Origin of the sequence: Leptolyngbya sp. Heron Island J (genome assembly GCF_000482245.1) — a bacterium.
GTDB lineage: Bacteria > Cyanobacteriota > Cyanobacteriia > Phormidesmidales > Phormidesmidaceae > Leptothoe.
Map to the genome: position 1 here is coordinate 1 of NZ_AWNH01000073.1, position 24203 is coordinate 24203.

Genomic DNA, 24203 nt, shown 5'->3' on the forward strand with positions numbered 1-24203 from the left:
GGAGGGAGGAGGGAGGAGGGAGGAGGGAAGAGGGGGTAGCGGGTTAGGGGTTGTGGGCTCACCCATCGACTCATCCACTCCTTCTGTCTTCCCATCCACCCATTCGCCTTTAACGAATCAGATCAAAGGAGATATCCGTCTTGGCGGGCACATTGGTCTTGTGGTCCAGGTCATCTAGAACCGTGTTGATGATCCAGTTGAACTGGTTGATGGCACCCTGGTAGCCAAGGGTGGCATAGCGGTGCATGTGGTGACGATCAAAGATAGGATAGCCGATGCGTACTAGGGGAGTGCCGGTGTCGCGCCACAGGTACTTGCCGTAGGAGTTGCCGATCAGTAGGTCAACAGGCTCGGTGAACATTAGCGATCGCAAATGCCACAGATCCTTCTTACCCCACACCGTCGCCTCTTGACCATAGGGACTGTTGGTCAGCACTTCACGCAGTTCAGCCTCAAAATCATTGTTGGAGTTAGTAACAACGATATGTACCGGCTCCGCACCCATTTCCAACAGAAACTGGGTAATGCCAAACACATGGTCCGGATCGCCGTAGAGAGCGATGCGCTTACCGTGAATCCAGGCTTGAGAGTCGGTTAGAGCATCCACAGCCCGACCCCTCTCCTGCTGGAGTTCTAGGGGAATGGCTTTGCCCGTAATTGCAGAGAGCGCCATCAGGAATTCATCAGTCCCTTTGATGCCAAAAGGCCGGAAATTATAGGTCTTTTGATCCCATTCCTTGACAAGGTACTCCTGGGTCTTGGGAGTGGTGTACTTCTGGAAGAAGAATGTACCCTCAGCATTAACCGAGTCCGCCGTCTCTTCTAATGTGGTCAACCCGTTATACATCTTAAACTCGCCTGTATTGGGAGAATCAAAGGTGTCCGAGTTATCCGAGAGAATGGTGTAGTCGATGCCAAACAGTCCCAATATCCGCTTCAGCTCACGGATATTGCCAATATAAGGGTCAAAGCCCAGATTAAAGTTGAACTTACCGTTTGTGGCCTCTGTCTTCTCCTTATTAGCGGTTAAGGTGTCCAATATGCCCTTGAGCATATTGTCATAGCCGGTGATATGAGAGCCCACAAAGCTAGGAGTGTGAGCGTAGGGCACTGGCAGGTCCTCTGGAATATGCCCTTCTTGCTTCGAGGTGGTGATAAACGCCCCCAAGTCATCGCCGATTACTTCTGCCATACAGGTAGTACAGAGGGCAATCATTTTGGGCTTATAGAGTTCGAAGGAATTCTCCAGACCCTGCTTCAAGTTGTTCAGTCCCCCAAATACCGCTGCATCCTCAGTCATAGAAGACGACACGGCCTGGAAGGGCTCTTTATAATTACGGGTAAGATGGGTGCGGAAGTAGGCCACACAACCTTGGGACCCGTGGCTATAGGGCAAGGTGCCTTCAAATCCAGACGCCACGAATAGTGCGCCTAAGGGCTGACAAGCTTTAGCCGGATTAATGGTCAGGGCTGTGCGCTCAAAGTTCTTTTCGCGATAGTCCCAGGACTTGGTCCATTCAGCTACCTCAGCCACTTTTTCACGGCTGTGGGCACCTTCAAACTGACGCTTGTATTCGAATATATCCTGGTAGGTATCTTCTTGAAATAGATCAAAGTGATCTTTTATCTTGCCGGGGTCTGGAGCGGTTTCCGGCACTTGGGGAGCATTGTTCTCAGTCATGGTGGTCTCCTTGATTGCGGGAGGGGGGTGCGGGGGAAAGGGAGAAGGGAAAAAAGGCGGAGGGCGGAGGGCGAAATTTAGACTCATCCCTCATCCTTCATCCCTCATCCTCCCCTATGGTCTTCTGGATTGTTATGCTGTTTGCCAGGGTGCATTAATCAGCCCCCAGGTAGGATTGTTAATGGCCAAATCCATGTCGCGGGCAAAGACTTCAAAGCCTTCATAGCCGTGGTAAGGACCGGAATAATCCCAGGAGTGCATCTGCCGGAAAGGTAGCGCCATCTTCTGGAAGACATACTTCTCTTTAATACCAGCCGCAATTAAGTCTGGCTGTAGCTGTTTGGCCAGTTCTTCAAACTCGTAGCCGCTGACGTCGTCATAGATGACTGTGCCTTCTTTCACATAGTCGGCGGTGCGCTTGTAGTCATCACCATGACCAAACTCATAGCCAGTACCGATCACGTTCATACCCAGGTCTTCAAAAGCAGGGATCACGTGACGGGGACGTAAACCACCCACCATCATCATCACTGTCTTGCCTTCTAACCGGGGGCGATACTTGGCAACAATGGCATCCATGCGTTCCTGATGCTCGGCAATCACCGCTTCAGCTTTGGTCTGAATGGTCTCATCAAACTGTTCTGCAATCTTACGCAGAGACTTGGCAATCTGGGTGGGACCAAAGAAATTGTATTCCATCCAGCCAATACCATACTTCTCTTCCATAAACCGGCAGATGTAGTTCATCGACCGATAGCAGTGGATCAGATTCATCTTGGCTAGGGGCGTCATCACCACTTCGTTAAAGGTGCCATCCCCTGAGAATTGGCAAATAACACGGAGGCCAATCGCCTCTAGCAAGCGGCGGCTAGGCCAGGCATCTCCACCAATGTTATAGTCACCAATGATGTTGACATCATAGGCACCGGGCTCATAACCTTCGGGGAGCTTGCGATACTCGTCGGCCTTGGGCAGTACCCAGTCGCGTACGGTATCGTTAGCAATGTGGTGACCTAAGGATTGGGAAACTCCTCGGAATCCTTCACAGCGGACAGGAACAACGGGTTTGCCAGTCTCTTTAGCCTTCTGTCTGGCAACAGCTTCAATATCATCTCCAATCAACCCTACAGGACATTCCGATTCAATTGTGGTGCCCTGACTCAGGGGAAACAGTTCTTCTAGTTCATCGACGATTTTGGCCAGTTTTTTATCACCGCCAAAGACAATATCCCGCTCTTGGAAATCGGAAGTGAACTGCATGGTGCCAAAGGTGTCCACACCAGTGGTGCCCACATAGTAGTTACGGCGGCCAGACCAGGAATAGTAGCCACAGCCCACTGGCCCATGACTCAGGTGAATCATATCTTTGACAGGTCCCCAGACCACCCCTTTGGCCCCTGCATAGGCGCAGCCACGAGTTGTCATGACGCCGGGAACAGATTTTTTGTTAGATTTAACGCCGCAGTCAGAAGCGCCTTCTTCTTTGACATTCAGGTGCTTGGAACGTCTCTTTTGGGCTTTCTCAGGATAGGCATTCAGTACCTCCTGGATCAGCTCTTTTCGATCTTCTACGGTGGCCATGGTGTCCTCTCATTTAGCTTGGAGAATAAGGTGAAGCGAGTGGGCAACGCCGGGGGTGAAGATCTCGTCAGTGTTTAAGGACTAGAAGTTCACCCACCAGCGAGCTTGCTAGACGGTGGCGACAGCAGGATCAGAGGCTAACGCTTCTTGATACTTTTCATCACTATCTAGGATGCCGAATTCAATCAAGAGTTCTTCCAGTTCGTCCATGCTAATGGGCGTAGGAATAGTCAGCTTCTTGTTATTGATGATCTTATCGGCAAGTTGAGCATACTCATTAGCCTGATTGCTCTGCGGTGCATACTCATTCACAGTCATCCGACGGAGTTCAGCGTGCTGTACTACGTTGTCACGGGGGACAAAGTGAATCATTTGAGTATTCAGCTTGTCTGCTAGAGCTTCAATCAGCTCAACTTCTCGGTCCGTGTTCCGGCTGTTGCAAATCAGGCCGCCCAATCGCACACCACCGGAGTGGGCATACTTCAGAACGCCTCGGGCAATGTTGTTGGCCGCATACATGGCCATCATTTCACCGGAGACAACAATGTAGATTTCCTGAGCTTTACCTTCCCGAATCGGCATTGCAAAACCACCACAGACCACGTCTCCTAGTACATCATAGGAAACAAAGTCGAGATCTTCGTAAGCCCCTTCTTCTTCTAAGAAGTTGATGGCAGTGATAATACCTCGACCCGCACAGCCAACACCCGGCTCAGGACCACCCGACTCAACGCACTTAACGCCGCGATAACCTTCGAGCAGAACTTCATCTAATTCTAAGTCTTCAACGGCACCGCGCTCAGCTGCCAGGTGCAAGATAGTGGTTTGGGCTTTACTGTGAAGCATCAAACGGGTGGAATCTGCTTTCGGGTCACAGCCCACAATCATGATGCGTTGGCCTTGCTCAGCCATGGCGGCCAAGGTGTTTTGGGAAGTGGTGGATTTACCGATACCGCCTTTTCCGTAAAATGCAATCTGTCTCATGGATTAGATTCTCCTTAAATTGTTAGCAAACGCTGGATATAGACTTGGTGATCCAGAGCAGTTCAGGCTGTCGAGGGTCGGTCAGAGGCTCTGATCGCTGATTGCTGACGGTGGGGAACGCTCGACTACTGGCGTGTGGTGATAGAATCTCATAGGATTAAAGAGAGAAAATTACAGATGGCTTATACAGCGACAACGGTTAATTCAGGTGAAACCTGGGCCTGTAACCGAGTTTCAATTGCACCTTTGAGGGTGGCAGTACTGCTATCACAAGAACCACAGGCACCCTTGAGCTGCACTTGCACCACATCGCCGCTGACATCGTAAAGTTCAACATCACCGCCGTCAGCCATGAGCATGGGGCGCACTTCTTCGGTCAGGACTTGTTGAATCCGATTGATCTTTTGCATGGGGGTGAGGAGTATAGCAGAGACTTCTGCTTCTACTCTGGCGGCTGTCGATGTTCTATCCCGCTGAACCTCGATTAAGATATCTTCAATACCGGCTAGGCAAGAGCCACAGCCGCCGCCAGCTTTGACATAGTTGGTGACTTGTTCAACGGTAGTCAGATCGTTTTCGATAATCACACGTCGGACGCGAGGCTCGGTGATACCAAAGCAGGAACAGATTAATGTGCCGTCATCATCGTCGTGGTGCTCTACTTCAATACCGCGATATTTGTAGATGGCCGCTTCCATAGCTTCTTGCCCCATCACAGAACAGTGCATTTTGGCTTCGGGTAAACCACCCAGAAAGTCAGCAATATCTTTATTGGTGATCTTCAGGGCCTGATCAAGGGTCTTGCCTTTGATAATTTCAGTGAGAGCAGAGGAGGATGCGATCGCACTGGTACAGCCAAATGTCTGAAACTGTGAATCCAGAATGGTCTCTGTTGATTCCTGGATCTTCAGGTGTAGTCTCAGAGCATCACCGCAGGCAATGCTACCCACTTCACCATAGACAACAGCCACATCGGGTTCGTTTGCATCTGCGATCGCACCCTGATTAATCGGGTTATAAAACAGTTCAAGTACCTTTTCGGAATAGTCCCACATGGTAGTTTCTGGAGGTAAAGGAGCAAGAAGAGAGAGGTAGGGGCTGGTCTTGTACCGGCCCTATGCGCTATGGACCAAATCGCGGCCCTGTAACCAATCCGCCTCGTCGTTGTTAAAGGGTGAAATCGCCCGCAATTTTTCCACAATGCCAGGCATGACATTGACAACCTGTTGGATATCTTCTGCAGTGGTGAATCGCGATAAGCTAAAGCGAATTGAGCCGTGGAGAATAGTGTAGGGGAGTCCCATGGCGGTGAGAACATGGGAGGGGTCCAGAGAACCGGAGGTGCAGGCAGACCCCGAGGAAGCGCAGATACTATGCTGATTCAGCATAAACAGAATGGCTTCGCCTTCAATATATTTGAAACCAATGTTGGTGGTGTTAGGCAGACGTGGGGTGCCGCCGCCATTCACTTCGCAATCGGGGATTAACTCCAGCAGTTGGGTTTCTAGCTGGTCCCGTAGCTGACGCTCCCGCTCGACAGCAGCGAGATGTTCACGGGCCACTGCGGCGGCTTTACCCAGGGCAATAATACCAGGCACATTGTGGGTGCCAGCCCGCCGTCCGCGCTCTTGGTGTCCACCCAACAAGAAAGGACGGAAGCGGAAACCACGACGAACATATAAAGCGCCCACTCCTTTAGGGGCATGGAGCTTGTGTCCAGAGAGGGTGAGCAGGTCAATGGTGCTGTTTTTTAGATCAATGGGTAATTTGCCGACGGCCTGGACGGCATCCACGTGGAAAGTGGCACCGCATTCTTTTGCGATCGCGCCAATCTGTTCTATCGGAAAAATCACACCAGTCTCATTGTTGGCATACATGGTGGTGACCAGTGCCGTGCCGCCAGTCATGGCGGCTTCCACTTCCATTAGATCAAGCTGACCGCGTCGGTCCACTGATAAATAGGTAACGGTATAGCCTTTTTTCTCCAGATGCTTACATACATTGAGAATGGCCGGATGTTCGACAGCAGTAGTGACAATATGACGTTTCTCGGGTTGGGCCGCCAGGGCCGCATGGATGGCCGTATTGTTGCCTTCACTGCCGCAGCTAGTAAAGATAATCTCAGTATCTTCTGCTCCTAGTAGCTCAGCCACCCGCACTCTAGCATCCTGAATGGCAGCACCAACCTGTCCTCCAAAGCTATGCATTGATGATGGATTACCGTAGAGGTCGCTCAAATAGGGCAGCATTGCATCCAGAACATCGGGATCAACCCGCGTGGTCGCATTGTTATCTAAATAAATGACCATTACCTCATCTCCGCGATCAATAAACAATAAAGGACAATAAAAAGAATCAGGGCGGACACTACGGCATTAACGGTACATTTGTGTCAGCCTGGGCTCTCAAGCTTTGTAAGGATTGGGAATACCGATCAAACCACTGCCGCCAGTATCTAGGCTGCTGTGAGGCTTTAAGCCGCGCGATCATGTGGCTATAGTTGGTAAACCAAACATGCCAGTAATCTGTTGTTGTCTCAGCATTCAGAGCGACAGCTGTGGTTGCGGTGGATAAAGGCACACAGCCTTCATTCGTTGGGCACACAGACCAGCATTGAGCGACGCCATGAGAGCCTTGACACTGGTTACAGCGATTCACATCTATCCAGAATGTGGACCCATCGGTCTCAATAGCATTGGTTGGGCAGCTAGAGAGACAGCGCTGACAGGAGATACAGTCATTAGTGATGGTGTAAGTCATGGTATGGGCCTCGCTGTTAGGGTTAGGACAGAGAGAGCAAAGGAGAGAGGAGAGTTAGAGGAAAAAAATGACAAATCTCCCTCTTTTCTATATCTCCATTTCTTCTATCTCTCTAAAACATGTTCGTCATAAAAACGTCGTGCAACAGTTTCAATCACGTCATAGGCTTCAATGACGGTCAGCCCGGCTTTTTGTAAGGCCTTTTGAGGGCAGGGACCGACTTTGGCGGTCAGTAGAGCCTTACAGTCGATAATCGTATTGATGATGCCTTCTAGGGCTGCCTCTTCGCCGTAGCCACCCTGGCAATAATCGGCAACTTTACGATGACCAACAAACTTGGCTTCCGTGGCGTCGACTTCATAAATCATGAATTCTTTGGCATGGCCAAAGTGTTGATTGACGAGTCCTCCACCCTTAGTCGCAACCGCAACCAGGACTTTAGGAGACTCAGTTCGACGCTTATTGACAGATGCCTGTTTTTTCTCCGCTACAGCGGCTTTGGTTTGCTCAATGCCCAGATGAACTGCCTGACGTTTTTCCAAACTGTAGTCCGCCGACATATCCATAAACTTCTCTTTAGTGAATTCCTGACTACGGTCTTCACCCAGCAGACCGACAGCATCGGCCCGGCACTGACGGCAGTGGCGCATCATTTTCATGTTGCCGGAACACTTATCTTGAACAGTCTTAAGTTCTTTAGGATTTGGACCCCGCTGACCGTTGAGCCCAAAGTAAGTGCCATGCTCTGGGGCAGAAATCAGGGGCATAATGTTATGGAGAAACGCGCCGCGATCGCGAATTGCCTTATTCACCTCTGGCAGGTGCTCATCGTTGATACCAGGAATCAGCACCGAGTTTACCTTACAGAGGATATCGGCTTCCTGCAGCGCCTGTAGACCTTCCATCTGACGCTCGTGCAGGATCTTCACACCCTCAATGCCACGATAGCGACGACGACGGTAGTGAACCCAGGGATATATTTTCTCCCCTACTTTCGGGTCCACCATATTAATAGTGATCGTGACATGATCCACATTCAGCTGCTTAATCCGATCAACATGATCAGGCAGCATCAGACCATTGGTGGAAAGACAAAGTTTAATATCGGGTGCTTTGTCAGCAATCAGCTCAAAAGTGCGGAAGGTTTTTTCTGGATTAGCTAAGGGATCGCCAGGTCCAGCAATGCCCAAAACTGTCATTTGGGGAATCTTACCGGCCACTACTAACACTTTGTGGGCTGCTTCTTCGGGGGTGAGCAGCTCGCTCACAACACCGGGACGACTTTCGTTAGCACAGTCATATTTACGGTTACAGTAGTTGCACTGGATATTGCAGGCTGGAGCCACCGCAACGTGCATACGGGCATAGTGGTGGTGAGCTTCTTCGCTGTAGCAAGGATGTTTTTCAATGCGAGCCTTTAAAGACTCACTCATAGCGCTAGGGGCATCATTTTTAGTGCTACAGCCACAGCCGCCGCCAGACTTCTTGACCATAGTTTTGGTTTTGGTTAGAGTTATGTCCAGCTCGGGCGTCGTCGTGGGCGCAGAGGCAAGGGCAGTAGGAGGCGGAGGCGTCATTGGTTTAATAGGGGTTAAGGAGTATGGTTCTGAGGGCGTTATGAAATAAAAAAGAGTGGTGCTGCATTAGCTGGGTCATATAGAATGTTGTTCCACGCGATTAAATCGGAGAAGCAAAGTATAGACTCGCTAATGCAGTACCAGAGAGTGTGCGAGCGCCGAGGAACTCAGTCTTTTAAGCAATCAGCTATTTCCAGGGTGCATGGGTGGAGGTGTGCTCGTTTGTCTGTGTGAGATCACGAGGACGTCTCAATACGGGTGAATACCCCTGAAATCAGTCTGGTCGCAGCTGGCTAAACTATCGAAATCTAAAAACAAAGCACCGACAAGATCAATAGATTCTTACTGGGTTTGTTTTATTGACTTCACCAAGTCAGCCAAGTAATTGGGTGTTCGGCGATGAAAGAGTTATATCAATGGCTCTAGCGACGGCTTTGAGCATCACCCCGATAGGATTTATTGGATGATTATCACTACACTCACTGGCTGTAACCCTTGAAAATCTAGGGAAAAATCTTTTTTCTAGATCGGGGTACTAGTATTTCTCAATGGGCGGACTAGTATTTTTCCACCCCCGTTCGATGATTACTGTACTCAGTTATAATCCTCTACTAGCAAGGGATGCAGGCTATTTTGAGTGCTTCTGAGTAGCGGTTTGTTCGAGCACTCAAATTCGGAGCTTTTGCTACATTAGATACAAAAATGAAGGAATCATTAAGTTGGTAAAAAATGTGTCTGTATCGTTGTTTTCAGTTTTAACCTATTCTTGGTAACACAGTTTACCATTTCATATTAAATAATGTGAAAATCAATAGGAGAGTTTAGGGTAGCTAGCTGCCGTTTTAGAAATTGTGGGGTGAGTATAGGGCAGCATCAAGCTTAGAAGTTTGAATGGGGAAAATCTATAAAGAGGGAAGAGTAAAAAGCAAATTAGGATCGAAACCAATAGCTATATGAAAGATAGAACTTCGCAGTCAGCTTGTCCCTTGCAGTTAATATCGTTCTCTTGACAGTTGTTAAGGATTGCTGAATTTAATCGAGAGAGTTCTGCATCGTTTGTTACAGTTTCAATTATGGAACTATGTGTTGAAAGGTCAAAGATTGTACTTTGAGTACATAGAGCGCCATTTTTTATCTTCTCTATATATAGAGCTCCAAGCACTGCAAATCAAGGCTTACCCTTGAGTACAAAATACTTGTACCTGCGTTCAGAAATACCTAGCCCTGCTTACCAAAATACCTATACCCTGCACCCAAGAGAATTCTAAACCCCTGATTCATCATAGGTTTAGCACTTGAGTGTAAAGGTAATAGTTCTAGTAAATCTGGATTGGGCTGTTGCGATCACATCCCTGAAGACGCAACTGCTATAAGCAAACAAACAAAGCCCTACCAGAGCCATGCCACCATCCTTGCAGCACTTCTCCCTTCAGCGTCTGTTCTCCTGGGCCACACTACACCAGTCCCTGCCATGTTATGCAGACTTTGCCATTATTTTTGAGCGAGACCCAGCTGCCCGCAATTGGTTAGAGGTACTGTGCTGCTATCCGGGGCTACATGCTATTACCGCCCATCGTTTAGCTCACTGGCTACAACAGCACCACATCCCGTTTTTTCCGCGCTTTATTTCTCACCTGGCCCGCTTTTTTACAGGCATCGAAATTCACCCAGGAGCCACCTTAGGCAAGGGTGTCTTTATTGATCATGGCATGGGGGTTGTGATTGGCGAAACGGCCACTGTGGGCGACTACACCTTGATTTATCAAGGGGTTACTCTGGGGGGCACCGGTAAAGAAACTGGCAAACGTCATCCCACCGTCGGTAGCCGGGTCGTGATTGGCAGTGGTGCTAAGGTGCTGGGTAGCATTACGATTGGTGACCATGCCCGCATCGGGGCAGGCTCGGTTGTATTGCGCAGTGTACCTACCGACTGCACCGCTGTGGGAATTCCCAGTCGCAACGTTTGTGAATGTAATACAACAGCAGCCCCCCTGGAACATGGCCAGCTACCTGATGTTGAAGCTGCCACCGTACGACACCTGATAGCTCGTATTGAAGCGTTAGAAACCCAGTTAAAAGATCTCACCTATCAACCCCTATCAACCCTGGAGTATCAATCCTATGGATAAACCTGAACCCACTGTCTCCACCTGGGGACAGGTTGTTATCGTACCCCGTGGCGAACGCTGGTCGATCAATCGCCGCTTGCAAGAACTCCATATTGCTTGTGCTTGTCCAGCTGATGGCACCCTACGAGTCCATGTTAACCATGCCTTAGAGTTAATGCTGGTCCACAGCGTCGTCAGACGATTCACACTGTCTCGTCAGGTCAACATTGGCTGGCTAGAGCGTTGTTGGCAAACCCAAGTCATCTGCACTGCCAAGCATTAACGTTCCCTTCTCCTGTTGATCTCACTGTGTATGTCTAATTCTGTCCATCTACAATTTTGTTTGGAGAAACTATATGACTACTCAAACCCTGGTCCGTGCCTTTGGTGAAGTCGGCGATAACCCCGTCGGTCTTGAAAAGGAGGTTACCCTGACCGTCTGCGAAGGTTTGAATCTGGTTTATGCCAGTTTTCAAGCCCTTTATATGCAATATCAAAAACACCACTTTGTCATTGAAGGCGCAGAGTTCTATTCTGTTCACGAGTATTTTCAAGAAAGCTATGAGGCTACTCAAGAAGAAGCCCACGATGTTGCTGAGCGTCTCAATGGGTTAGGAGGCATCCCAGCCGGTACTTTGACCACCTTGGCCGAACTCTGCTGTTTTACACCAGAATCCGAAGGTGCCTATAACTGCCGACAGATGATTGCCAATGATCTGTCGGCTGAGCAGGCAATCATCGCCCTGCTGCGCCGATTGGCAACCCAGGCAGAAAGTATAGGCGATCGGGCCACACGCTATCTTTATGAACAGATTCTGCTTAAGACAGAAGAACGTGCCTTTCACCTAGAACACTTTTTAACTGACGACAGTCTGACGTTTGCTTTTTTGAAATAGAGTCTGATTTCTGAGGTTTTATTTAAGGAGAATTCTCTTATGTTGACGACACTGATGATGGTTGGCCCATTTATTCTCTTTGCCTGGGGGTTACAATATTGTCTTAATCAGATCATTGCAGAAGATCGTAAAAACTTTAACAGCAATCGATCTCAGTCAATGGATGATGCGTCATTAACCTGACAAACCCTCTAACCAGATAGTCTCTAATCCAAGCAGGTCAAGTCTGAGGGTGAGATCGCAACACGGCCCTCTCTCACCCTCTTCCCTCTTCCTTCTTCCCTCTTCCCTCTTGAATAATCACGGAGGTGCTACCATGACAACTCCACCCCAGATATTGATCAACGATACGACCCTCAGAGATGGTGAACAAGCTGCAGGTGTCGCCTTTGGTTTAGAAGAGAAAGTTGCGATCGCAACTTTTCTCGACATCATTGGCGTACAAGAACTGGAAGTTGGCATCCCCGCCATGGGGAGAGATGAAGCCCAATCGATTCGTGCGATCGCCAATCTAGGTCTCAACGCTCAGCTACTGGGCTGGAATCGAGCCATACTATCCGATATCCAAGCCTCCATCCACTGCGGTCTCAAACGTATTCACATTTCCATTCCTGTTTCAGATATACAGATTCAAGTCAAATTCCAAGGCCAGTGGGCCAAAATGTTTGAACAGCTGCGGGATGCCATTAACTTTGCCCACGACCACGGTCTGGAGGTAAGCGTCGGTGGAGAAGACAGCTCCCGTGCTGACGAGACCTTTTTGCTCGATGCCGCCCAGTTTGCCCAGGAATGGGGCGCATTTCGCTTTCGCTTTTGCGACACGGTCGGTATTCTCGACCCATTTACCACCTTCGACAAAGTCCAAAAGCTAGTCACAGCCCTGGATATCCCCGTCGAAATGCACACCCACAACGACCTGGGTTTAGCAACCGCCAATGCCCTGGCTGGCATTAGAGCCGGAGCCAGCTCGATCAATACGACCGTTAACGGTCTGGGCGAAAGAGCCGGCAATGCCGCCCTGGAAGAAGTCGTCATGGCCCTCCGGCAAATTTACGGCATCAAAACCAAAATTCAAACCGAACGCCTGTTAGAACTGTCGCGCCTTGTCGCTAAAACCGTCAATTGTCCAGTGCCTCCCTGGAAAGCGATCGTTGGGGCCAACACCTTTGCCCACGAGTCCGGCATTCACGCCCATGGTGTGCTACACAACCCCAGCACCTATGAACCCTTTGACCCCAAAGATGTGGGCAAACAGCGGCAATTTGTGATCGGCAAACACTCCGGTCGTCACCTGCTGAGCCAGATCTTACGGGACTATGGCCTACAGCTCGACGCCAATAACAGCCAGAGCTTACTCAACGCCGTCCGCGATCTCTCAACTCAGCTAAAACGGAGTCTCACCGTTGATGAACTACTCACCCTGGCATCTCAGGAAAACATCGGCATAGCCATTACGTAATCATTCTGCACCCAGCAGACACAAGGCTAGCTCCTACAGTCACGGGCTGGCATCAGACCAGCCCTTACCTCTACGCCTTCCGTCTTCCACCTCCCTTACCCTCAAGCCCCATCATGAAAGTTATGCTTCACACCGACCGTGCCGGGAAACTCATGGTCTATGTCGCCAAAAAAGACCTGGAAGAAGCAGTGGTCAAACAAACTACTGTTGACGATGCCCAAGTTTTCACCCTGGCCAACGGCTGGGAATTGGCGATCACCGGACTAGACAATCCCATCAAAACTCCACAAACAGTGAGAGCAAAACGCATCAATTAAGTTTGGCGTTGCTGTTCCAAACTAGGGTGACAAAATGTCGCTGCATGGGTTTTTCATCAACCGACTGAGACAGCCCAGAACAGCAATAGCTTTAGTTTTATCAATTTACCAGGAGGTTGACCCATGGTTAAACAACTACCCCCTCACATGTTTATCCTGGAGGGAATCTTTTTAGGATATCTCAGTAAAAAAAAGAAAAAAGTAAAAGCCATTGTCCTTGAAGTCGAGCAAGAGCAGTTAGTCATTAAGCTGCCTAAAGAAGTACGAGGGACCATCCAAGACTATCAGTTCCAGCCAGGTGACCAAATCCGCTGCATTGGTCGTAGCCAGGTTAACTTTACAACAGGAGTGATTAAGCTGAGAGCTTATCAGGTGTTTCCCCTGCTCCCTCCCAAGGACGATAGACCGGCAGCAGCTCCACCAATCATACCAATCCCGACCGCAGCAACTGCTCATCCTACAGCTGCTAAACAACATGCTAAGGTCCTTATTTGTCATAAGTCAGGTTGCCAAAAACGAGGTGGTCGTCAACTCATTTCAACCTTAGAGACAATTTTGCAAGAATATCAGCTTCAGGATCAAGTCGAGATTCAATACACTGGCTGTCAAAAGCGCTGTTCAAAAGCCCCTACGCTAACAATTATGCCAGGCAAACACCGCTACGATCGGCTAAATCTCCAAAGTCTACCTACCCTAGTCGAGCAGCATTTTTGTCACTCTGAGCAGATTTCAATATCAGATGAATTATGAAAATAAAGTACCGTCAACTGCTAATAAAGCTATTGACCTGGTTTGTGGCTGAGGTTGTCCTTAGCTATGTGGGATTAGATAACCTGGCCGACTATAGCGAATACCTGAAAGAACAAAGTACCGTTTCAATCGCTGTTGGTTATTGTCAGACTTAAATGCAGACTTAAATTTAGACTGAATTAATTAACTATAGTAGTATCCTTAGACTGAGCGTTCATCCACACGCATATCAAAGGGTGTTTCCATATCCGATGGTGGATGTACTCTGATTTTGGCTTGAGAACTAAACTGAGATAAATATTCGGCCAGTATGGCCATACGATTTAAAACGCGCCAGTTTTTTTCTTGATCAGAACAATAAATATGTAAAGTTACGACGTCAGCCATCTTCACCGTCCACCGGCAGGCCATCAACAGAGATTGAGTCGAGCCATCACACGCTTCAAAAAAATGCTGACAGATAGATCCTTCTAGCTGTCTTTTTAGCTCTGCATCCAGGTCTGTGATAGTCGCTGGTGGCAAGTCTTCAGATGAAAGAAAATGAGACATTATCACTCCTCAATGTTAGTCATTAAACTATGGAATATCTTAAGTTTCATTGCTAGCGCGCTCCATTGTGATTACTTTAGCGATATGTTCGGGAAATTCTTCTAAGTCAGCATCTTCTCCTTTGGGCATGGGAGACGTAAAGGTATAACAGGGATCGCACTGACCTGTATCAAAAACCTGCAACACCCATTTGTCAGGCAGTCCCTCGACGCCAATTTCGACAACGTACCAGTCACTACCGGTCTCACGGGTTGCAAGAATAGAGAAAAAATCTTGATCTACCTCCGGAATTTCTAAATCATTCATCAAAAAATCCATCGCCGATATATTAGCATCGGCCACTGATAAATCTATCATTGTCACAGATCTCCTTTATATTCATCAAAGGTTACTTGGACAAGTCTCAACATCCTGGGTGAGATCGCTGCTGGGGGCTAGTCCAATCCAGGCATCTACTGCAGACAGATCAAATCCCACTGCGTAACAATCCTTTACTCGCAGCAGCGGACGTCGAATTAGAATAGGTTGCTTCACCATCAATGCCAGCGCCTGATCAACACTGACTTGCTCAGGATGAACCGCACCGGCCTTAATGGGTGGGGCAGTAGGGTTAAACCATTGACTTACGGGTAACGTGCCAAAGAAGGGGCGTAGTTGCTCCGGGGTCCAGGCCTCTGTTAGTAAATTATGCGTCCGCACAATGTGACCGGCTGTTTGTAGTAAGGCTTTTTGCTTAGCATTACCGATACAGCCTGGTTTCTCATAAAAGTCGACGGTTGCCATGGCTTAATCGTCCTCAGCTGGTGCATTGAGAATATTGAGCAGTAGTTCTCCTGCAAATTCTTTAGGGTCAATTTGCTTAACGTGATCGGCAATTGTCTGGGCACGTTCCAGGTCACCTAGACGAGCTAGCAGCAATCCGGCAGCACCATAGGCACTGAGATAAAGTCTAACCATTTCATGATCAAGCTGGTCTGCAAGCAGCGGTTTGAGACTTGCCCAGTCGGTTGGCCATTGTTCGTTTTTTTGGATGAGATCGCATACCGTCAACGCCATCTCCAATGCCAGGACATTGTTATTTTTGTAAAAGTAATAACGATAGGCACTTACCAAAACATCCAGACCAATGTCTGGTTGAGCCAGGGCCTGTTGCATATACTGCTCAGAAACGTCAGTATCCTCCCAGGTCTGGGCCGCTGCCACCAGCCATGTCCTAGCAGAGCCAGAGACGGAGAGCCACGGTGGGTCTGTTGTTGTCATCATTCTGTTGAATGTGCATACATCTATTCACAGGATCAGTGCACTACTCCGAAGGGTGCTTGAGACTGACACCGACCCCTAAATTAAATTTGGACATTGCTGCTCCTCGGGATGGATTTGACTGTTCAGGACTGTCAACTAGCAATGGTTACAGCTCGGCTCATCCCATAAATCAGCGATCGCAAATTTGAACTCAAAACTGAGATTACACACTCTCTTCTTTCTATTAGTAGAGATTTACAGCCAACATTCAGTATCGTTCAACACTAAATATGAAAAAGTCACAATAATTGGAAAACCCCACTATATAACAGAATATAAACGAAGATAGACTTTTACATCGTTAGCAACAACATCGCAACAATTTAATCAACTGCCTATATTCCTCTGAGAAAACCGTGATGATAACAACATAATCTTGGGCCAGATCGTCCATGCTGAACATAATCTTTGTCATTTCTTGAAGAAAATATTAAACCGTATCAGGAGACATAGAATACAAGAATCTGAGTTGTTATTACTAAGAAACATTAATAAACATTTTTTACGAGGCACAGATGTTTCTCACCAACCTATCTTCTAAACTATGGAAACATCTGTTCACTTAGCCTATTTATCTGATTGAGAAACGGTTTAAACCGTTAAGTCTCATCACCAAAGTCGTTGAAATTCTTCTAACCATCAAGCTGTTGATGGGTCCACTGTGCTTATGGCTTACACTATCAAAGACGGTTGTATCATTTGCGATAGCTGTCGGCCCCAATGCCCGACCGGGGCGATAAAACCCCTAGTTGGCTCAGAAGGCTATTGGGTTGATCCGACACTCTGTAACAATTGCGAAGGGTTAGACGTTCCTCTCTGCTCAAAAGCCTGTGATGTTGGAGCCCTATCTCCCCTAGTCCCCAAAAAAGGTCGCTACAAAAGCAGCCTGCTGCCAGCCGCCATCTCAGATATCTTTCTCAGCGGTAAAACCACCCCCTTCGCCTCTTCTATGGTGATTTGGGAAGCCTGCAACATCTTAGCCCAACGACATCACCTATCCTGGCAAACTGATACCGACGGTCAACATTACTACCGTCGTCCTGTACATCGCGGTCGCGGAGAGATGCGATTTCGGCTAGCCGCCGATCCAGAAAGCGAGACATTGATGCCAATGTCAGCACATCAGGCTCAAAAAGCTATCGCCCAGTTTGATATTCGTGCCACCTGTCTCCACCTAATTTTTGCAGCCTATGCTGTCACCCTGAGCGGCCCTTGGGAAGACTCTTTTGTCCTCAACGATCAGCACATTGAACAATACCTGGGTCTAGATAAGCGCAAAGACTTAACAAAACTAGAGAAACTAACCCTGATTAAAAACTTGGTGTACCAATCTTGTCAGCTGTTAGTTACCCTCGACTGGCCCCGTCAGGGAAAAGTCAAATCCTTTAGCCTCGACGAACACCCCATCTGGCATCTACTCAACACCGAGTATTACTTTGAAACCGATGCCCAGGGAGATCGCCATCTCATTGGCTTAGGGTTTACCTTACGTGCCGGTATCTGGGCAAAGCACTTTCTCAATAAGCGCGATTATCGTAACCAAACGGCATTTTATCAGTATGGCACCTTACCCCAGTCTCTGCTGAGTGAAGTGATGAGCAATTGGCAACAGCATGAGGGAGCCGTACGGATGCTGCTATGGCTGTTGTTCAAACTACGGTTAGGCGGAGATCATCGACTCACCGTGCGCACATTACTACGCATTGCCTATGGGGAAGAACGATTGGTGGAGGCTACCACGGTGCGGGGAGCCCATAAGCGGTTGCTCAGAACATTTGAGAGTGATTTAGAAACAATTTATTACTACGGTCTCAAACCCTTATTTGATCCAGAAACCTATCCGGCTGAGATTCAACCACTCTGGTCCAAAGTGATCGATATTCCCAACGATGTGGACGAAGCTCTGGAGTTTTGGGTCAATGATGCCCATCAAAGCCGGAGTTTGACTGATACAGCCCCGCGAGATAAATGGCAACGACTGATCAATGCTCGGCTGTCAGGCTTTGAACTCTCTGAAGAATGGCAGCAAACCGTCCGACGTCGTGCTCCTAGACGACGGCGAAAACAGTCTCAGCCAGCTGAGGTAGTCACCCTTTCTGGGAGTGCTATCAAGGCAGCTCGCAAACGTCAGAACGTGACCCAGCGTGACCTGGCCAAACATCTCGGTAAAAGTCAGAGTTGGGTCCGTGATGTTGAAAAGGGACGGTTTAATATTAGCGCCGCAGATCACGCTCGCTTACAACAAACTCTCAATATCGGCTAGACAAAACTTAATCATTCGGTATAATACGATATTAAACAACAACAGGTTTTGTATTAATTGATACAGAATGTTTGTCGTAAATCTCGCCTAATTGATTGTAGAGAGTGTGTACATTTCAGGCTGATAAAAAATAGGGTGTTGTTGATCCTTAGGATGATCTCATCTTCCAAATTCGGACGGTTGGCGAGTTTTACCGACTGGTTCATCTCCTAAATCAGCAACAGCAGAATAAGAAGTCTGCTTGACTTTCTGTTGGGCGAACAGACACGTTAGTATGAGCTGGTCGCCACATCCCTCACACCTGAATCATTTCATAGCTTTATAGCAATCAGGGTTTTCTGCCACCCTTGTTAGACAAGCTACCGTGTATACATAAGTCGGAGAATAGCTCTAGAGTTCAAGCCCACTCTGCGAGAAGAGCAAAGCTCTACATCCCCCACCTCCTTCTCCGTGGGAGAAGGGGAGTCAGATCAAAGTCCCTCTCCCTGCGGGAGAGGGGTTTGGGGTGAGGGCCAACTCAAGGTATGAAGCACCTTTCAAAGCACAATCTTCTAGATATGTATACATAGTAGGTGAGACAAGGGGGGTAGCTCTATCCACATCCAGACCTGCAGGTTTTCTGTACAGAAAACACACGGTTTTGAGTTGTCTATCCCTAGCTAGCACACCACCATTCCCATTAGGCTCATGATTAGCACCATCCCTCTGCCAACAATTACTCCGAATACTACGGAAAAGAAACAAAATACGTTTAAATCAATTTTTCCAACTGCCGAGAATATTCCTCAGCAATTTCAGCTGCCAACACCGATAAATCAGCGTGAGTATTTAATTAATGGAGAGCTCCGTCACTGGGACGGTGAGGTTGAAACTGTTTTGTCTCCAGTGCATATCCAAACAGAGGATGGGCTGGTACCCGCCACGGTGGGGCATTTTCCATTGCTGACTGAAGAGGAATCTTTAGCAGCGCTAAACGCAGCAGTAGCCGCCTATGATCGAGGTCGGGGTGCATGGCCGACCATGTCTGTGGCTCAGCGGATTGAGCACATGCAAGATTTTGCCTATCGCATGAAGGAAAAGCGAGACGAGGTGGTTAAGCTCCTGATGTGGGAAATTGGCAAGTCCTGTAAAGACTCACAAAAAGAGTTTGACCGCACTGTCAGCTATATCGAAGATACGATCGATGCCCTGAAAAATTTAGATCGAATATCGTCTCGTTTTGAAATTTCTGAAGGGGTGATTGGGCAGATTCGTCGGGCACCGTTGGGCGTTGTTCTATGTATGGGCCCTTCCAATTATCCACTCAACGAAACCTTTGCGCTGTTGATCCCAGCCTTAATCATGGGCAATACCGTAATTATGAAATTACCCCGTCCGGGTGTGTTATTTTGCAACCCACTGCTAGAGGCTTTTCAGGAGTCTTTTCCTGCTGGGGTTGTGAACACGGTGTATGGCAGCGGACGAGTAGTCACACCCCCTTTAATGACATCCGGTAAGGTGAGCGCGTTTGCCTTTATTGGCTCAAGTCGGGCGGCTAACAAGTTAAAAAAACAGCATCCTAAGCTCAACCGTCTGCGGACTATTTATGGATTAGAGGCTAAAAATCCAGGCATTGTCCTACCCAATGCTGATCTAGATCTCACAGTCAAAGAATGTATTCTAGGAACACTTTCCTACAATGGTCAGCGATGTACAGCCTTAAAAATTCTCTTTGTCCATCGGCAAATTGTTGATACCTTTCTAGAAAAATTTGCCGCCGCTGTTTCTCAACTAGTCGTGGGGATGCCTTGGGATGAGGATGTCACAATTACACCACTGCCCGATGCGCAAAAACCTGAGTATTTTAGCGATCTGGTCAATGATGCCGCTCACCACGGTGCGCGTGTCATAAATCCAGGGGGTGGCACGGTCGATGGGTCCATCTTTTATCCTGCCGTGCTGTATCCGGTCACTCCAGCCATGCGACTTTACTCAGAAGAACAGTTTGGTCCGGTGATCCCCGTTGTTCCCTACGACGATATCGAAACCCCGATCGACTACATTGTTAATTCTGACCATGGGCAACAGGTTAGCATCTTTGGCCAGGATACGGATGCGATCGCAGATCTGATCGATCCCCTCGTCAGCCAGGTCTGTCGAGTGAACCTCAACAGCCAGTGTCAGCGCGGTCCAGACACATTCCCCTTCACCGGGCGCAAAGACTCCGCCGTAGGCACCCTATCCGTATCGGATGCCCTGCGCTCATTTTCCATTCGCACCCTGGTGGCGGCTAAAGATCAGCCGTTAAACAAAGCGATCATCACCGAAATCGTCAGAGAACGAAAATCGAATTTCCTATCCACCGATTTCATTTTGTGATGAATCTATCGGGGCGTTGCATGCAACGCCCCGATAGATTCCTAGTTCATTTAGCCCATAGGAAAACACCATGACCGATCAACCCATTTCCAATGAAGTTGCCTTAAGAATTGCCCTAGCCGCCAGAGCGCTACCGGATGTGTCGGTGCCAGAGTTAATCGGTGCGCTACAAACCAATCTCGACGATAACATTTCAGAAGAATCGCTAAGTACACTGACAGTCACCCAGCTAAAGCGCTCCTTTGGCAACATTTACGCCGTTGATGAAGGTGAGTGGGAAGGTGAAGATGCCAACAACCAGGACATCGCGGCCTTTAAAGCAGCCATTCGGATTCTGTGGGGAGAACAGGAAGAGTGTGAGCATCCCTTACCGATTGAACCATACCAGGAGGGAGACATGCCCAACTCCATCAGGGTAGCAGTGGCATCCAATACCGCAGAACAACTCGACGGGCACTTTGGTTCCTGCCATCGCTACTTGATTTATCAACTCTCAGCCGATGACCTCAAACTGATTGATGTGCGCTCTGCTCTCGAAGCCGACCTTAGCGACAACAAAAATCAATTCCGCGTCAATTTAATTAAAGATTGTCCGGTTCTCTATGTTGTTTCCATTGGCGGACCTGCAGCCGCTCAAGTGATCCAGGCCAATATTTATCCGATGAAGATAGAAACTGGCGGTGAGATTAGACCGATCCTGGCAGATCTGCAAACAGCGATCGCAAACTCTCCGCCACCGTGGTTAGCCAAAATTTTAGGGATTGCCGCAGACAAACGGGTAAAAAATTACCATGCTTGAGCAACCACCACAACGACAGATGACCCAAGCCGAGCCCCGACCATGAGTATCCAACAAAATAAAGAACGCATTCAAGAAATTCAACAGATTACCGGCTTACGCTCCACCCACTTTGCCGATCTGATTCGAGTCGCCCAGCTGATCTACGATCCTAGGGGCGGTGTGGCCAGTCGAGTTGTCAAGGTCAACTGGCTAGAGTTTGGGATTCCCCCGGCGGTGGTCGAGACGTTGCGATCGCTCGGCAAAAAATACCAGTATGAGTCCCCCCATATTAACCTCGACCAGGTTTGGGACGAGTTGCCCCCCGAAACCCGCAGCTGGTTTATGGCTAATCGCAGCCTCCTATGGGAAATTGAAGAATCTTTTCCGGCCCTGGATGAAGATTGATCCTGCCGCGGCAGGGTGGAGTAACGGTTAATGGGCAGCCCCAGCAGTGGGACCAGGCAGATAGTTCTGTTGGAAACTTAAAAAACCTTTACACTAACAGAACTCACACCTGGCCACGACATTTCCGTTATGCAACGCTTCAACTTTCAGATTTTCCGCCGCTTTTGGACCATTGCCAAAACCTACTGGTTTAGTGACGAAAAATGGAAAGCCCGTGGCCTGTTGCTGCTCATTGTTGGTCTACTGCTGGCCTACACGGGGCTGAGCGTTGTTCTCAACAATCAGCGCGGTGAGCTAATCTCAGCCCTATCAGCTAAGAGCGAAGACCGCTTTTGGCAAACCGTAGTTATTTTTATTGGCGTGCTGGTGGTATATGCACCGCTGCTGGCCGGTTACACCTATCTACGTGACCGGCTAGGGCTGGCCTGGCGGCGCTGGCTCACCACCCATTTTGTCGAACGCTACTTTGCGGATCGAGCGTTTTATCAGATTAATCAGTTCAACCCCGATATCGACAACCCTGACCAGCGGATTGCTGAGGATGTCAAGAACTTTACCCAAGAATCCTTAACCTTGGTGTTGGTGATAGTGGGCTCGTTGCTGGAAGTCATTGCCTTTAGCGGTGTGCTCTGGGGCATTTCCCGCGAACTCGTCCTCTTTCTGCTGGCCTATGCCATTGTCGGTACCCTGGCCACGGTGGGTGTTTTTGGCCAGCCCCTGGTGCGTCTAAACTTTGAACAGCTGAAGCGAGAAGCCAATTTCCGCTTTGGTCTGGTGCGGGTGCGGGAGAATGCTGAAGCGATTGCTTTTTATCAAGGGGAAGCCCAGGAATCGGCCCAGGTGAATCACCGCTTTATGGCCGCATTTGATAACTACAAGCGGTTGCTAGGCTGGGAGCTGGGGTTGAATGGTCTCACCAATGCCTACGAGTTTATTCCCTTTATCTTGCCCGCCCTGGTGGTTGCCCCCGGCATTTTTAGTGGCGATATAGAAGTCGGCAAAGTCAGCGAAGCCCAGGGAGCATTTATCCGGGTTTTCTTTTCCCTCAATTTGATTGTTGCCCGGTTTCAGTCTTTAACCGCCTTTGGTGCTGGCATTGACCGTCTTTATGACTTTGCCACCTCTCTGGGCCAAATAGAAAAACCGGAGGAAACAGAGGAAACAGAAGAACCCGAGCAGTCAGAGCCAGACGCTACGGCCGTTGAGAGCCCCGTTATCGACTGTGAAATTACCCCAGCATTAAGTCTTCAAAACCTGACGCTGCAAACGCCCAACTACCAGCGTACCCTGATCGAAAATTTATCCCTGGAGTTAGATGGCCATAGCTCCTTGCTGGTGGTGGGTCCCAGCGGCTGTGGTAAGAGTTCGTTGATGCGTGCGATCGCAGGTCTTTGGAATTCTGGCACCGGCACCATTCAGCGTCCCGACCTCAAACAGCTACTGTTTTTACCGCAGAAACCCTACATGATTTTAGGTAGCCTGCGCGAACAGCTACTCTACCCTTACCCCGATATTGAGCTGCATGATACCCAGCTAAAACATGCCCTAGAACAGGTGAACCTGGCCGACCTAGACGAACGCTTTGGTGGCTTCGACGCCACAGAAGAATGGAGCGATGTCTTATCCCTGGGAGAACAACAGCGTCTTAGCTTTGCCCGCGTGCTACTGCACCAGCCTCAATACACCATCCTGGATGAAGCCACCAGCGCCCTTGACCAGGACAATGAAAAACAGCTTTATAGCCATCTAGCCGTAACCAAAACTGCCTACCTGAGCGTGGGGCATCGTCAGTCCTTAGAGGCTTATCATCAGTCGATCCTACGCCTGGCCGAAGACCATACATGGCAGTTAAAAACACTAACCGCTACTCTCGGCGAGTAAGAATCTGATGCTGTAGGCGAATTTCGGCTAGGCGCTCCGCCTGATTGGCACGAGTGCCTAGAGTGAACTCCCCGATCAGGGCATAGTAAACCATGCGGGCACGGACCATGGCGTCCGCTGATGTAAAACCAGCCGCTAAAAAGAGATCCCGAGTATAGGTCAAACGCCGATGATCAACCCGGTCTAACACCTCAACTACTCTGACATCACTAGTAGCCCAGGCTCGAATAGCATTCTCTACTTTGCCATCATCCTGTACGGCCAGCTCAAACAGATATAGCAGCTTAGCCAAGGCATCTCCTCCAGCCGCTTCCACCTGTTCAATAATATTGTCCGTCTGCAGTGTCACCCAGGTTTGCAGAATTTCCGTTAGCAGAGCCTGTCGATTTTTAAAGTGCCAGTAGAAACTGCCCTTAGTGACATTGAGACGTTTAGCCAGAGGCTCAACCCGTACAGCAGCCACACCCCCTTCAGCCAATACCTTGAAACCCATCTCTATCCAATCTTGCTGACTCAGCTTTGAATTCTTGCTTACCATACGGTGGCGTATT

25 protein-coding genes are annotated in these 24203 nt (G+C 48.8%); 13 read left to right on the plus strand and 12 right to left on the minus strand.

The annotated features are described in order from the left end of the window. Positions 1–109: 109 nt before the first annotated feature. From nifK to nifB, 7 genes are all read right to left on the minus strand, one after another. Positions 110–1681 carry a nitrogenase molybdenum-iron protein subunit beta gene (nifK, locus tag N836_RS60385; RefSeq protein ID WP_023074531.1) on the minus strand — a complete coding sequence of 524 codons (1572 nt, stop codon included), beginning with the start codon at positions 1679–1681 and terminating at the stop codon, positions 110–112. A 132-nt stretch (positions 1682–1813) separates the two neighbouring features. Next, the gene (gene nifD, locus N836_RS60390) at positions 1814–3262 is read right to left on the minus strand and encodes a nitrogenase molybdenum-iron protein alpha chain (RefSeq protein ID WP_023074532.1); all 1449 of its coding nucleotides are present in this window, start codon (positions 3260–3262) and stop codon (positions 1814–1816) included. A gap of 108 nt (positions 3263–3370) precedes the next feature. Further along, positions 3371–4246: a nitrogenase iron protein gene (gene nifH, locus N836_RS60395; protein WP_023074533.1), complete on the minus strand. Its 876-nt coding sequence runs from the start codon at positions 4244–4246 to the stop codon at positions 3371–3373. Between the two features lie 182 nt (positions 4247–4428). Beyond that, complete coding sequence (gene nifU / locus N836_RS60400) at positions 4429–5301, minus strand: Fe-S cluster assembly protein NifU (protein ID WP_023074534.1); 873 nt, start codon at positions 5299–5301, stop codon at positions 4429–4431. Positions 5302–5361: 60 nt separating this feature from the next. Continuing rightward, complete coding sequence (gene nifS / locus N836_RS60405; RefSeq protein WP_023074535.1) at positions 5362–6555, minus strand: cysteine desulfurase NifS; 1194 nt, start codon at positions 6553–6555, stop codon at positions 5362–5364. Positions 6556–6613: 58 nt separating this feature from the next. Continuing rightward, a complete protein-coding gene (locus N836_RS60410; protein WP_023074536.1) occupies positions 6614–7006 on the minus strand; it encodes a 4Fe-4S dicluster domain-containing protein in 393 nt (130 codons plus the stop codon). A gap of 104 nt (positions 7007–7110) precedes the next feature. Continuing rightward, a complete protein-coding gene (nifB, locus tag N836_RS60415) occupies positions 7111–8499 on the minus strand; it encodes a nitrogenase cofactor biosynthesis protein NifB (protein ID WP_051394634.1) in 1389 nt (462 codons plus the stop codon). 1484 nt (positions 8500–9983) lie between these two features. Between nifB and cysE the strand changes: the two genes are divergently transcribed. The 8 genes from cysE to N836_RS77160 all read left to right on the plus strand — a co-directional run bounded on the left by cysE (position 9984) and on the right by N836_RS77160 (position 14268). Continuing rightward, complete coding sequence (cysE, locus tag N836_RS60420; protein ID WP_023074538.1) at positions 9984–10712, plus strand: serine O-acetyltransferase; 729 nt, start codon at positions 9984–9986, stop codon at positions 10710–10712. After that, positions 10705–10974 carry an Asr1405/Asl0597 family protein gene (locus tag N836_RS60425; RefSeq protein WP_023074539.1) on the plus strand — a complete coding sequence of 90 codons (270 nt, stop codon included), beginning with the start codon at positions 10705–10707 and terminating at the stop codon, positions 10972–10974. Before cysE ends, N836_RS60425 begins: the two co-directional genes overlap by 8 nt. Before the next feature lie 73 nt (positions 10975–11047). Then, positions 11048–11587 carry a Dps family protein gene (locus tag N836_RS60430; RefSeq protein WP_023074540.1) on the plus strand — a complete coding sequence of 180 codons (540 nt, stop codon included), beginning with the start codon at positions 11048–11050 and terminating at the stop codon, positions 11585–11587. 39 nt (positions 11588–11626) lie between these two features. After that, complete coding sequence (locus N836_RS76665) at positions 11627–11770, plus strand: hypothetical protein (RefSeq protein WP_023074541.1); 144 nt, start codon at positions 11627–11629, stop codon at positions 11768–11770. 133 nt (positions 11771–11903) lie between these two features. Continuing rightward, entirely contained in the window at positions 11904–13046 is a 1143-nt protein-coding gene (gene nifV / locus N836_RS60435) for a homocitrate synthase (RefSeq protein WP_023074542.1), read from the plus strand. A gap of 113 nt (positions 13047–13159) precedes the next feature. Beyond that, positions 13160–13363 (plus strand): putative nitrogen fixation protein NifT, encoded by a 204-nt coding sequence (gene nifT, locus N836_RS60440; protein WP_031293457.1) that lies wholly within the window; start codon positions 13160–13162, stop codon positions 13361–13363. Between the two features lie 123 nt (positions 13364–13486). Then, positions 13487–14113 carry a (2Fe-2S) ferredoxin domain-containing protein gene (locus tag N836_RS60445; RefSeq protein WP_023074544.1) on the plus strand — a complete coding sequence of 209 codons (627 nt, stop codon included), beginning with the start codon at positions 13487–13489 and terminating at the stop codon, positions 14111–14113. Continuing rightward, positions 14110–14268: a hypothetical protein gene (locus N836_RS77160; RefSeq protein ID WP_023074545.1), complete on the plus strand. Its 159-nt coding sequence runs from the start codon at positions 14110–14112 to the stop codon at positions 14266–14268. Before N836_RS60445 ends, N836_RS77160 begins: the two co-directional genes overlap by 4 nt. A gap of 46 nt (positions 14269–14314) precedes the next feature. On the opposite strand, the gene N836_RS60450 is transcribed toward N836_RS77160, so the two are convergent. Genes N836_RS60450 through N836_RS60465 form a run of 4 tightly spaced genes read right to left on the minus strand, consistent with a single transcriptional unit; the run spans position 14315 to position 15925 of the window. Next, positions 14315–14662: a hypothetical protein gene (locus N836_RS60450; RefSeq protein WP_023074546.1), complete on the minus strand. Its 348-nt coding sequence runs from the start codon at positions 14660–14662 to the stop codon at positions 14315–14317. Positions 14663–14701: 39 nt separating this feature from the next. Then, positions 14702–15019 (minus strand): hypothetical protein, encoded by a 318-nt coding sequence (locus tag N836_RS60455; protein WP_023074547.1) that lies wholly within the window; start codon positions 15017–15019, stop codon positions 14702–14704. A gap of 24 nt (positions 15020–15043) precedes the next feature. Next, positions 15044–15445 carry an ArsC/Spx/MgsR family protein gene (locus N836_RS60460; RefSeq protein WP_023074548.1) on the minus strand — a complete coding sequence of 134 codons (402 nt, stop codon included), beginning with the start codon at positions 15443–15445 and terminating at the stop codon, positions 15044–15046. A gap of 3 nt (positions 15446–15448) precedes the next feature. Then, entirely contained in the window at positions 15449–15925 is a 477-nt protein-coding gene (locus tag N836_RS60465) for a hypothetical protein (protein ID WP_031293462.1), read from the minus strand. 706 nt (positions 15926–16631) lie between these two features. Here N836_RS60465 and N836_RS60470 point away from each other — a divergent pair. The 5 genes from N836_RS60470 (at position 16632) to N836_RS60490 (ending at position 23652) form a co-directional block, all read left to right on the plus strand. Then, the gene (locus tag N836_RS60470; protein WP_023074550.1) at positions 16632–18227 is read left to right on the plus strand and encodes a helix-turn-helix domain-containing protein; all 1596 of its coding nucleotides are present in this window, start codon (positions 16632–16634) and stop codon (positions 18225–18227) included. A 687-nt stretch (positions 18228–18914) separates the two neighbouring features. Next, positions 18915–20585, plus strand: coding sequence for an NADP-dependent glyceraldehyde-3-phosphate dehydrogenase (locus N836_RS60475; protein ID WP_023074551.1), 1671 nt, complete (start codon positions 18915–18917; stop codon positions 20583–20585). Positions 20586–20655: 70 nt separating this feature from the next. Beyond that, complete coding sequence (locus N836_RS60480; protein WP_023074552.1) at positions 20656–21384, plus strand: dinitrogenase iron-molybdenum cofactor biosynthesis protein; 729 nt, start codon at positions 20656–20658, stop codon at positions 21382–21384. Between the two features lie 42 nt (positions 21385–21426). Then, complete coding sequence (locus tag N836_RS60485; RefSeq protein ID WP_023074553.1) at positions 21427–21771, plus strand: hypothetical protein; 345 nt, start codon at positions 21427–21429, stop codon at positions 21769–21771. A 129-nt stretch (positions 21772–21900) separates the two neighbouring features. Continuing rightward, a complete protein-coding gene (locus tag N836_RS60490) occupies positions 21901–23652 on the plus strand; it encodes an ABC transporter ATP-binding protein/permease (RefSeq protein WP_023074554.1) in 1752 nt (583 codons plus the stop codon). On the opposite strand, the gene N836_RS60495 is transcribed toward N836_RS60490, so the two are convergent. Then, positions 23636–24190 (minus strand): TetR/AcrR family transcriptional regulator, encoded by a 555-nt coding sequence (locus N836_RS60495; protein ID WP_023074555.1) that lies wholly within the window; start codon positions 24188–24190, stop codon positions 23636–23638. The genes N836_RS60490 and N836_RS60495 overlap by 17 nt on opposite strands. Positions 24191–24203 lie beyond the last annotated feature (13 nt).

Excerpts from the sequence above, each read along its gene's own strand:
- nifK (WP_023074531.1), bottom strand. The coding sequence starts at position 1,681 with ATGACTGAGAACAATGCTCCCCAAGTGCCGGAAACCGCTCCAGACCCC.
- nifD (WP_023074532.1), bottom strand. The coding sequence starts at position 3,262 with ATGGCCACCGTAGAAGATCGAAAAGAGCTGATCCAGGAGGTACTGAAT.
- nifH (WP_023074533.1), bottom strand. The coding sequence starts at position 4,246 with ATGAGACAGATTGCATTTTACGGAAAAGGCGGTATCGGTAAATCCACC.
- nifU (WP_023074534.1), bottom strand. The coding sequence starts at position 5,301 with ATGTGGGACTATTCCGAAAAGGTACTTGAACTGTTTTATAACCCGATT.
- nifS (WP_023074535.1), bottom strand. The coding sequence starts at position 6,555 with ATGGTCATTTATTTAGATAACAATGCGACCACGCGGGTTGATCCCGAT.
- N836_RS60410 (WP_023074536.1), bottom strand. The coding sequence starts at position 7,006 with ATGACTTACACCATCACTAATGACTGTATCTCCTGTCAGCGCTGTCTC.
- nifB (WP_051394634.1), bottom strand. The coding sequence starts at position 8,499 with ATGGTCAAGAAGTCTGGCGGCGGCTGTGGCTGTAGCACTAAAAATGAT.
- cysE (WP_023074538.1), top strand. The coding sequence starts at position 9,984 with ATGCCACCATCCTTGCAGCACTTCTCCCTTCAGCGTCTGTTCTCCTGG.
- N836_RS60425 (WP_023074539.1), top strand. The coding sequence starts at position 10,705 with ATGGATAAACCTGAACCCACTGTCTCCACCTGGGGACAGGTTGTTATC.
- N836_RS60430 (WP_023074540.1), top strand. The coding sequence starts at position 11,048 with ATGACTACTCAAACCCTGGTCCGTGCCTTTGGTGAAGTCGGCGATAAC.
- N836_RS76665 (WP_023074541.1), top strand. The coding sequence starts at position 11,627 with ATGTTGACGACACTGATGATGGTTGGCCCATTTATTCTCTTTGCCTGG.
- nifV (WP_023074542.1), top strand. The coding sequence starts at position 11,904 with ATGACAACTCCACCCCAGATATTGATCAACGATACGACCCTCAGAGAT.
- nifT (WP_031293457.1), top strand. The coding sequence starts at position 13,160 with ATGAAAGTTATGCTTCACACCGACCGTGCCGGGAAACTCATGGTCTAT.
- N836_RS60445 (WP_023074544.1), top strand. The coding sequence starts at position 13,487 with ATGGTTAAACAACTACCCCCTCACATGTTTATCCTGGAGGGAATCTTT.
- N836_RS77160 (WP_023074545.1), top strand. The coding sequence starts at position 14,110 with ATGAAAATAAAGTACCGTCAACTGCTAATAAAGCTATTGACCTGGTTT.
- N836_RS60450 (WP_023074546.1), bottom strand. The coding sequence starts at position 14,662 with ATGTCTCATTTTCTTTCATCTGAAGACTTGCCACCAGCGACTATCACA.
- N836_RS60455 (WP_023074547.1), bottom strand. The coding sequence starts at position 15,019 with ATGATAGATTTATCAGTGGCCGATGCTAATATATCGGCGATGGATTTT.
- N836_RS60460 (WP_023074548.1), bottom strand. The coding sequence starts at position 15,445 with ATGGCAACCGTCGACTTTTATGAGAAACCAGGCTGTATCGGTAATGCT.
- N836_RS60465 (WP_031293462.1), bottom strand. The coding sequence starts at position 15,925 with ATGATGACAACAACAGACCCACCGTGGCTCTCCGTCTCTGGCTCTGCT.
- N836_RS60470 (WP_023074550.1), top strand. The coding sequence starts at position 16,632 with ATGGCTTACACTATCAAAGACGGTTGTATCATTTGCGATAGCTGTCGG.
- N836_RS60475 (WP_023074551.1), top strand. The coding sequence starts at position 18,915 with ATGATTAGCACCATCCCTCTGCCAACAATTACTCCGAATACTACGGAA.
- N836_RS60480 (WP_023074552.1), top strand. The coding sequence starts at position 20,656 with ATGACCGATCAACCCATTTCCAATGAAGTTGCCTTAAGAATTGCCCTA.
- N836_RS60485 (WP_023074553.1), top strand. The coding sequence starts at position 21,427 with ATGAGTATCCAACAAAATAAAGAACGCATTCAAGAAATTCAACAGATT.
- N836_RS60490 (WP_023074554.1), top strand. The coding sequence starts at position 21,901 with ATGCAACGCTTCAACTTTCAGATTTTCCGCCGCTTTTGGACCATTGCC.
- N836_RS60495 (WP_023074555.1), bottom strand. The coding sequence starts at position 24,190 with ATGGTAAGCAAGAATTCAAAGCTGAGTCAGCAAGATTGGATAGAGATG.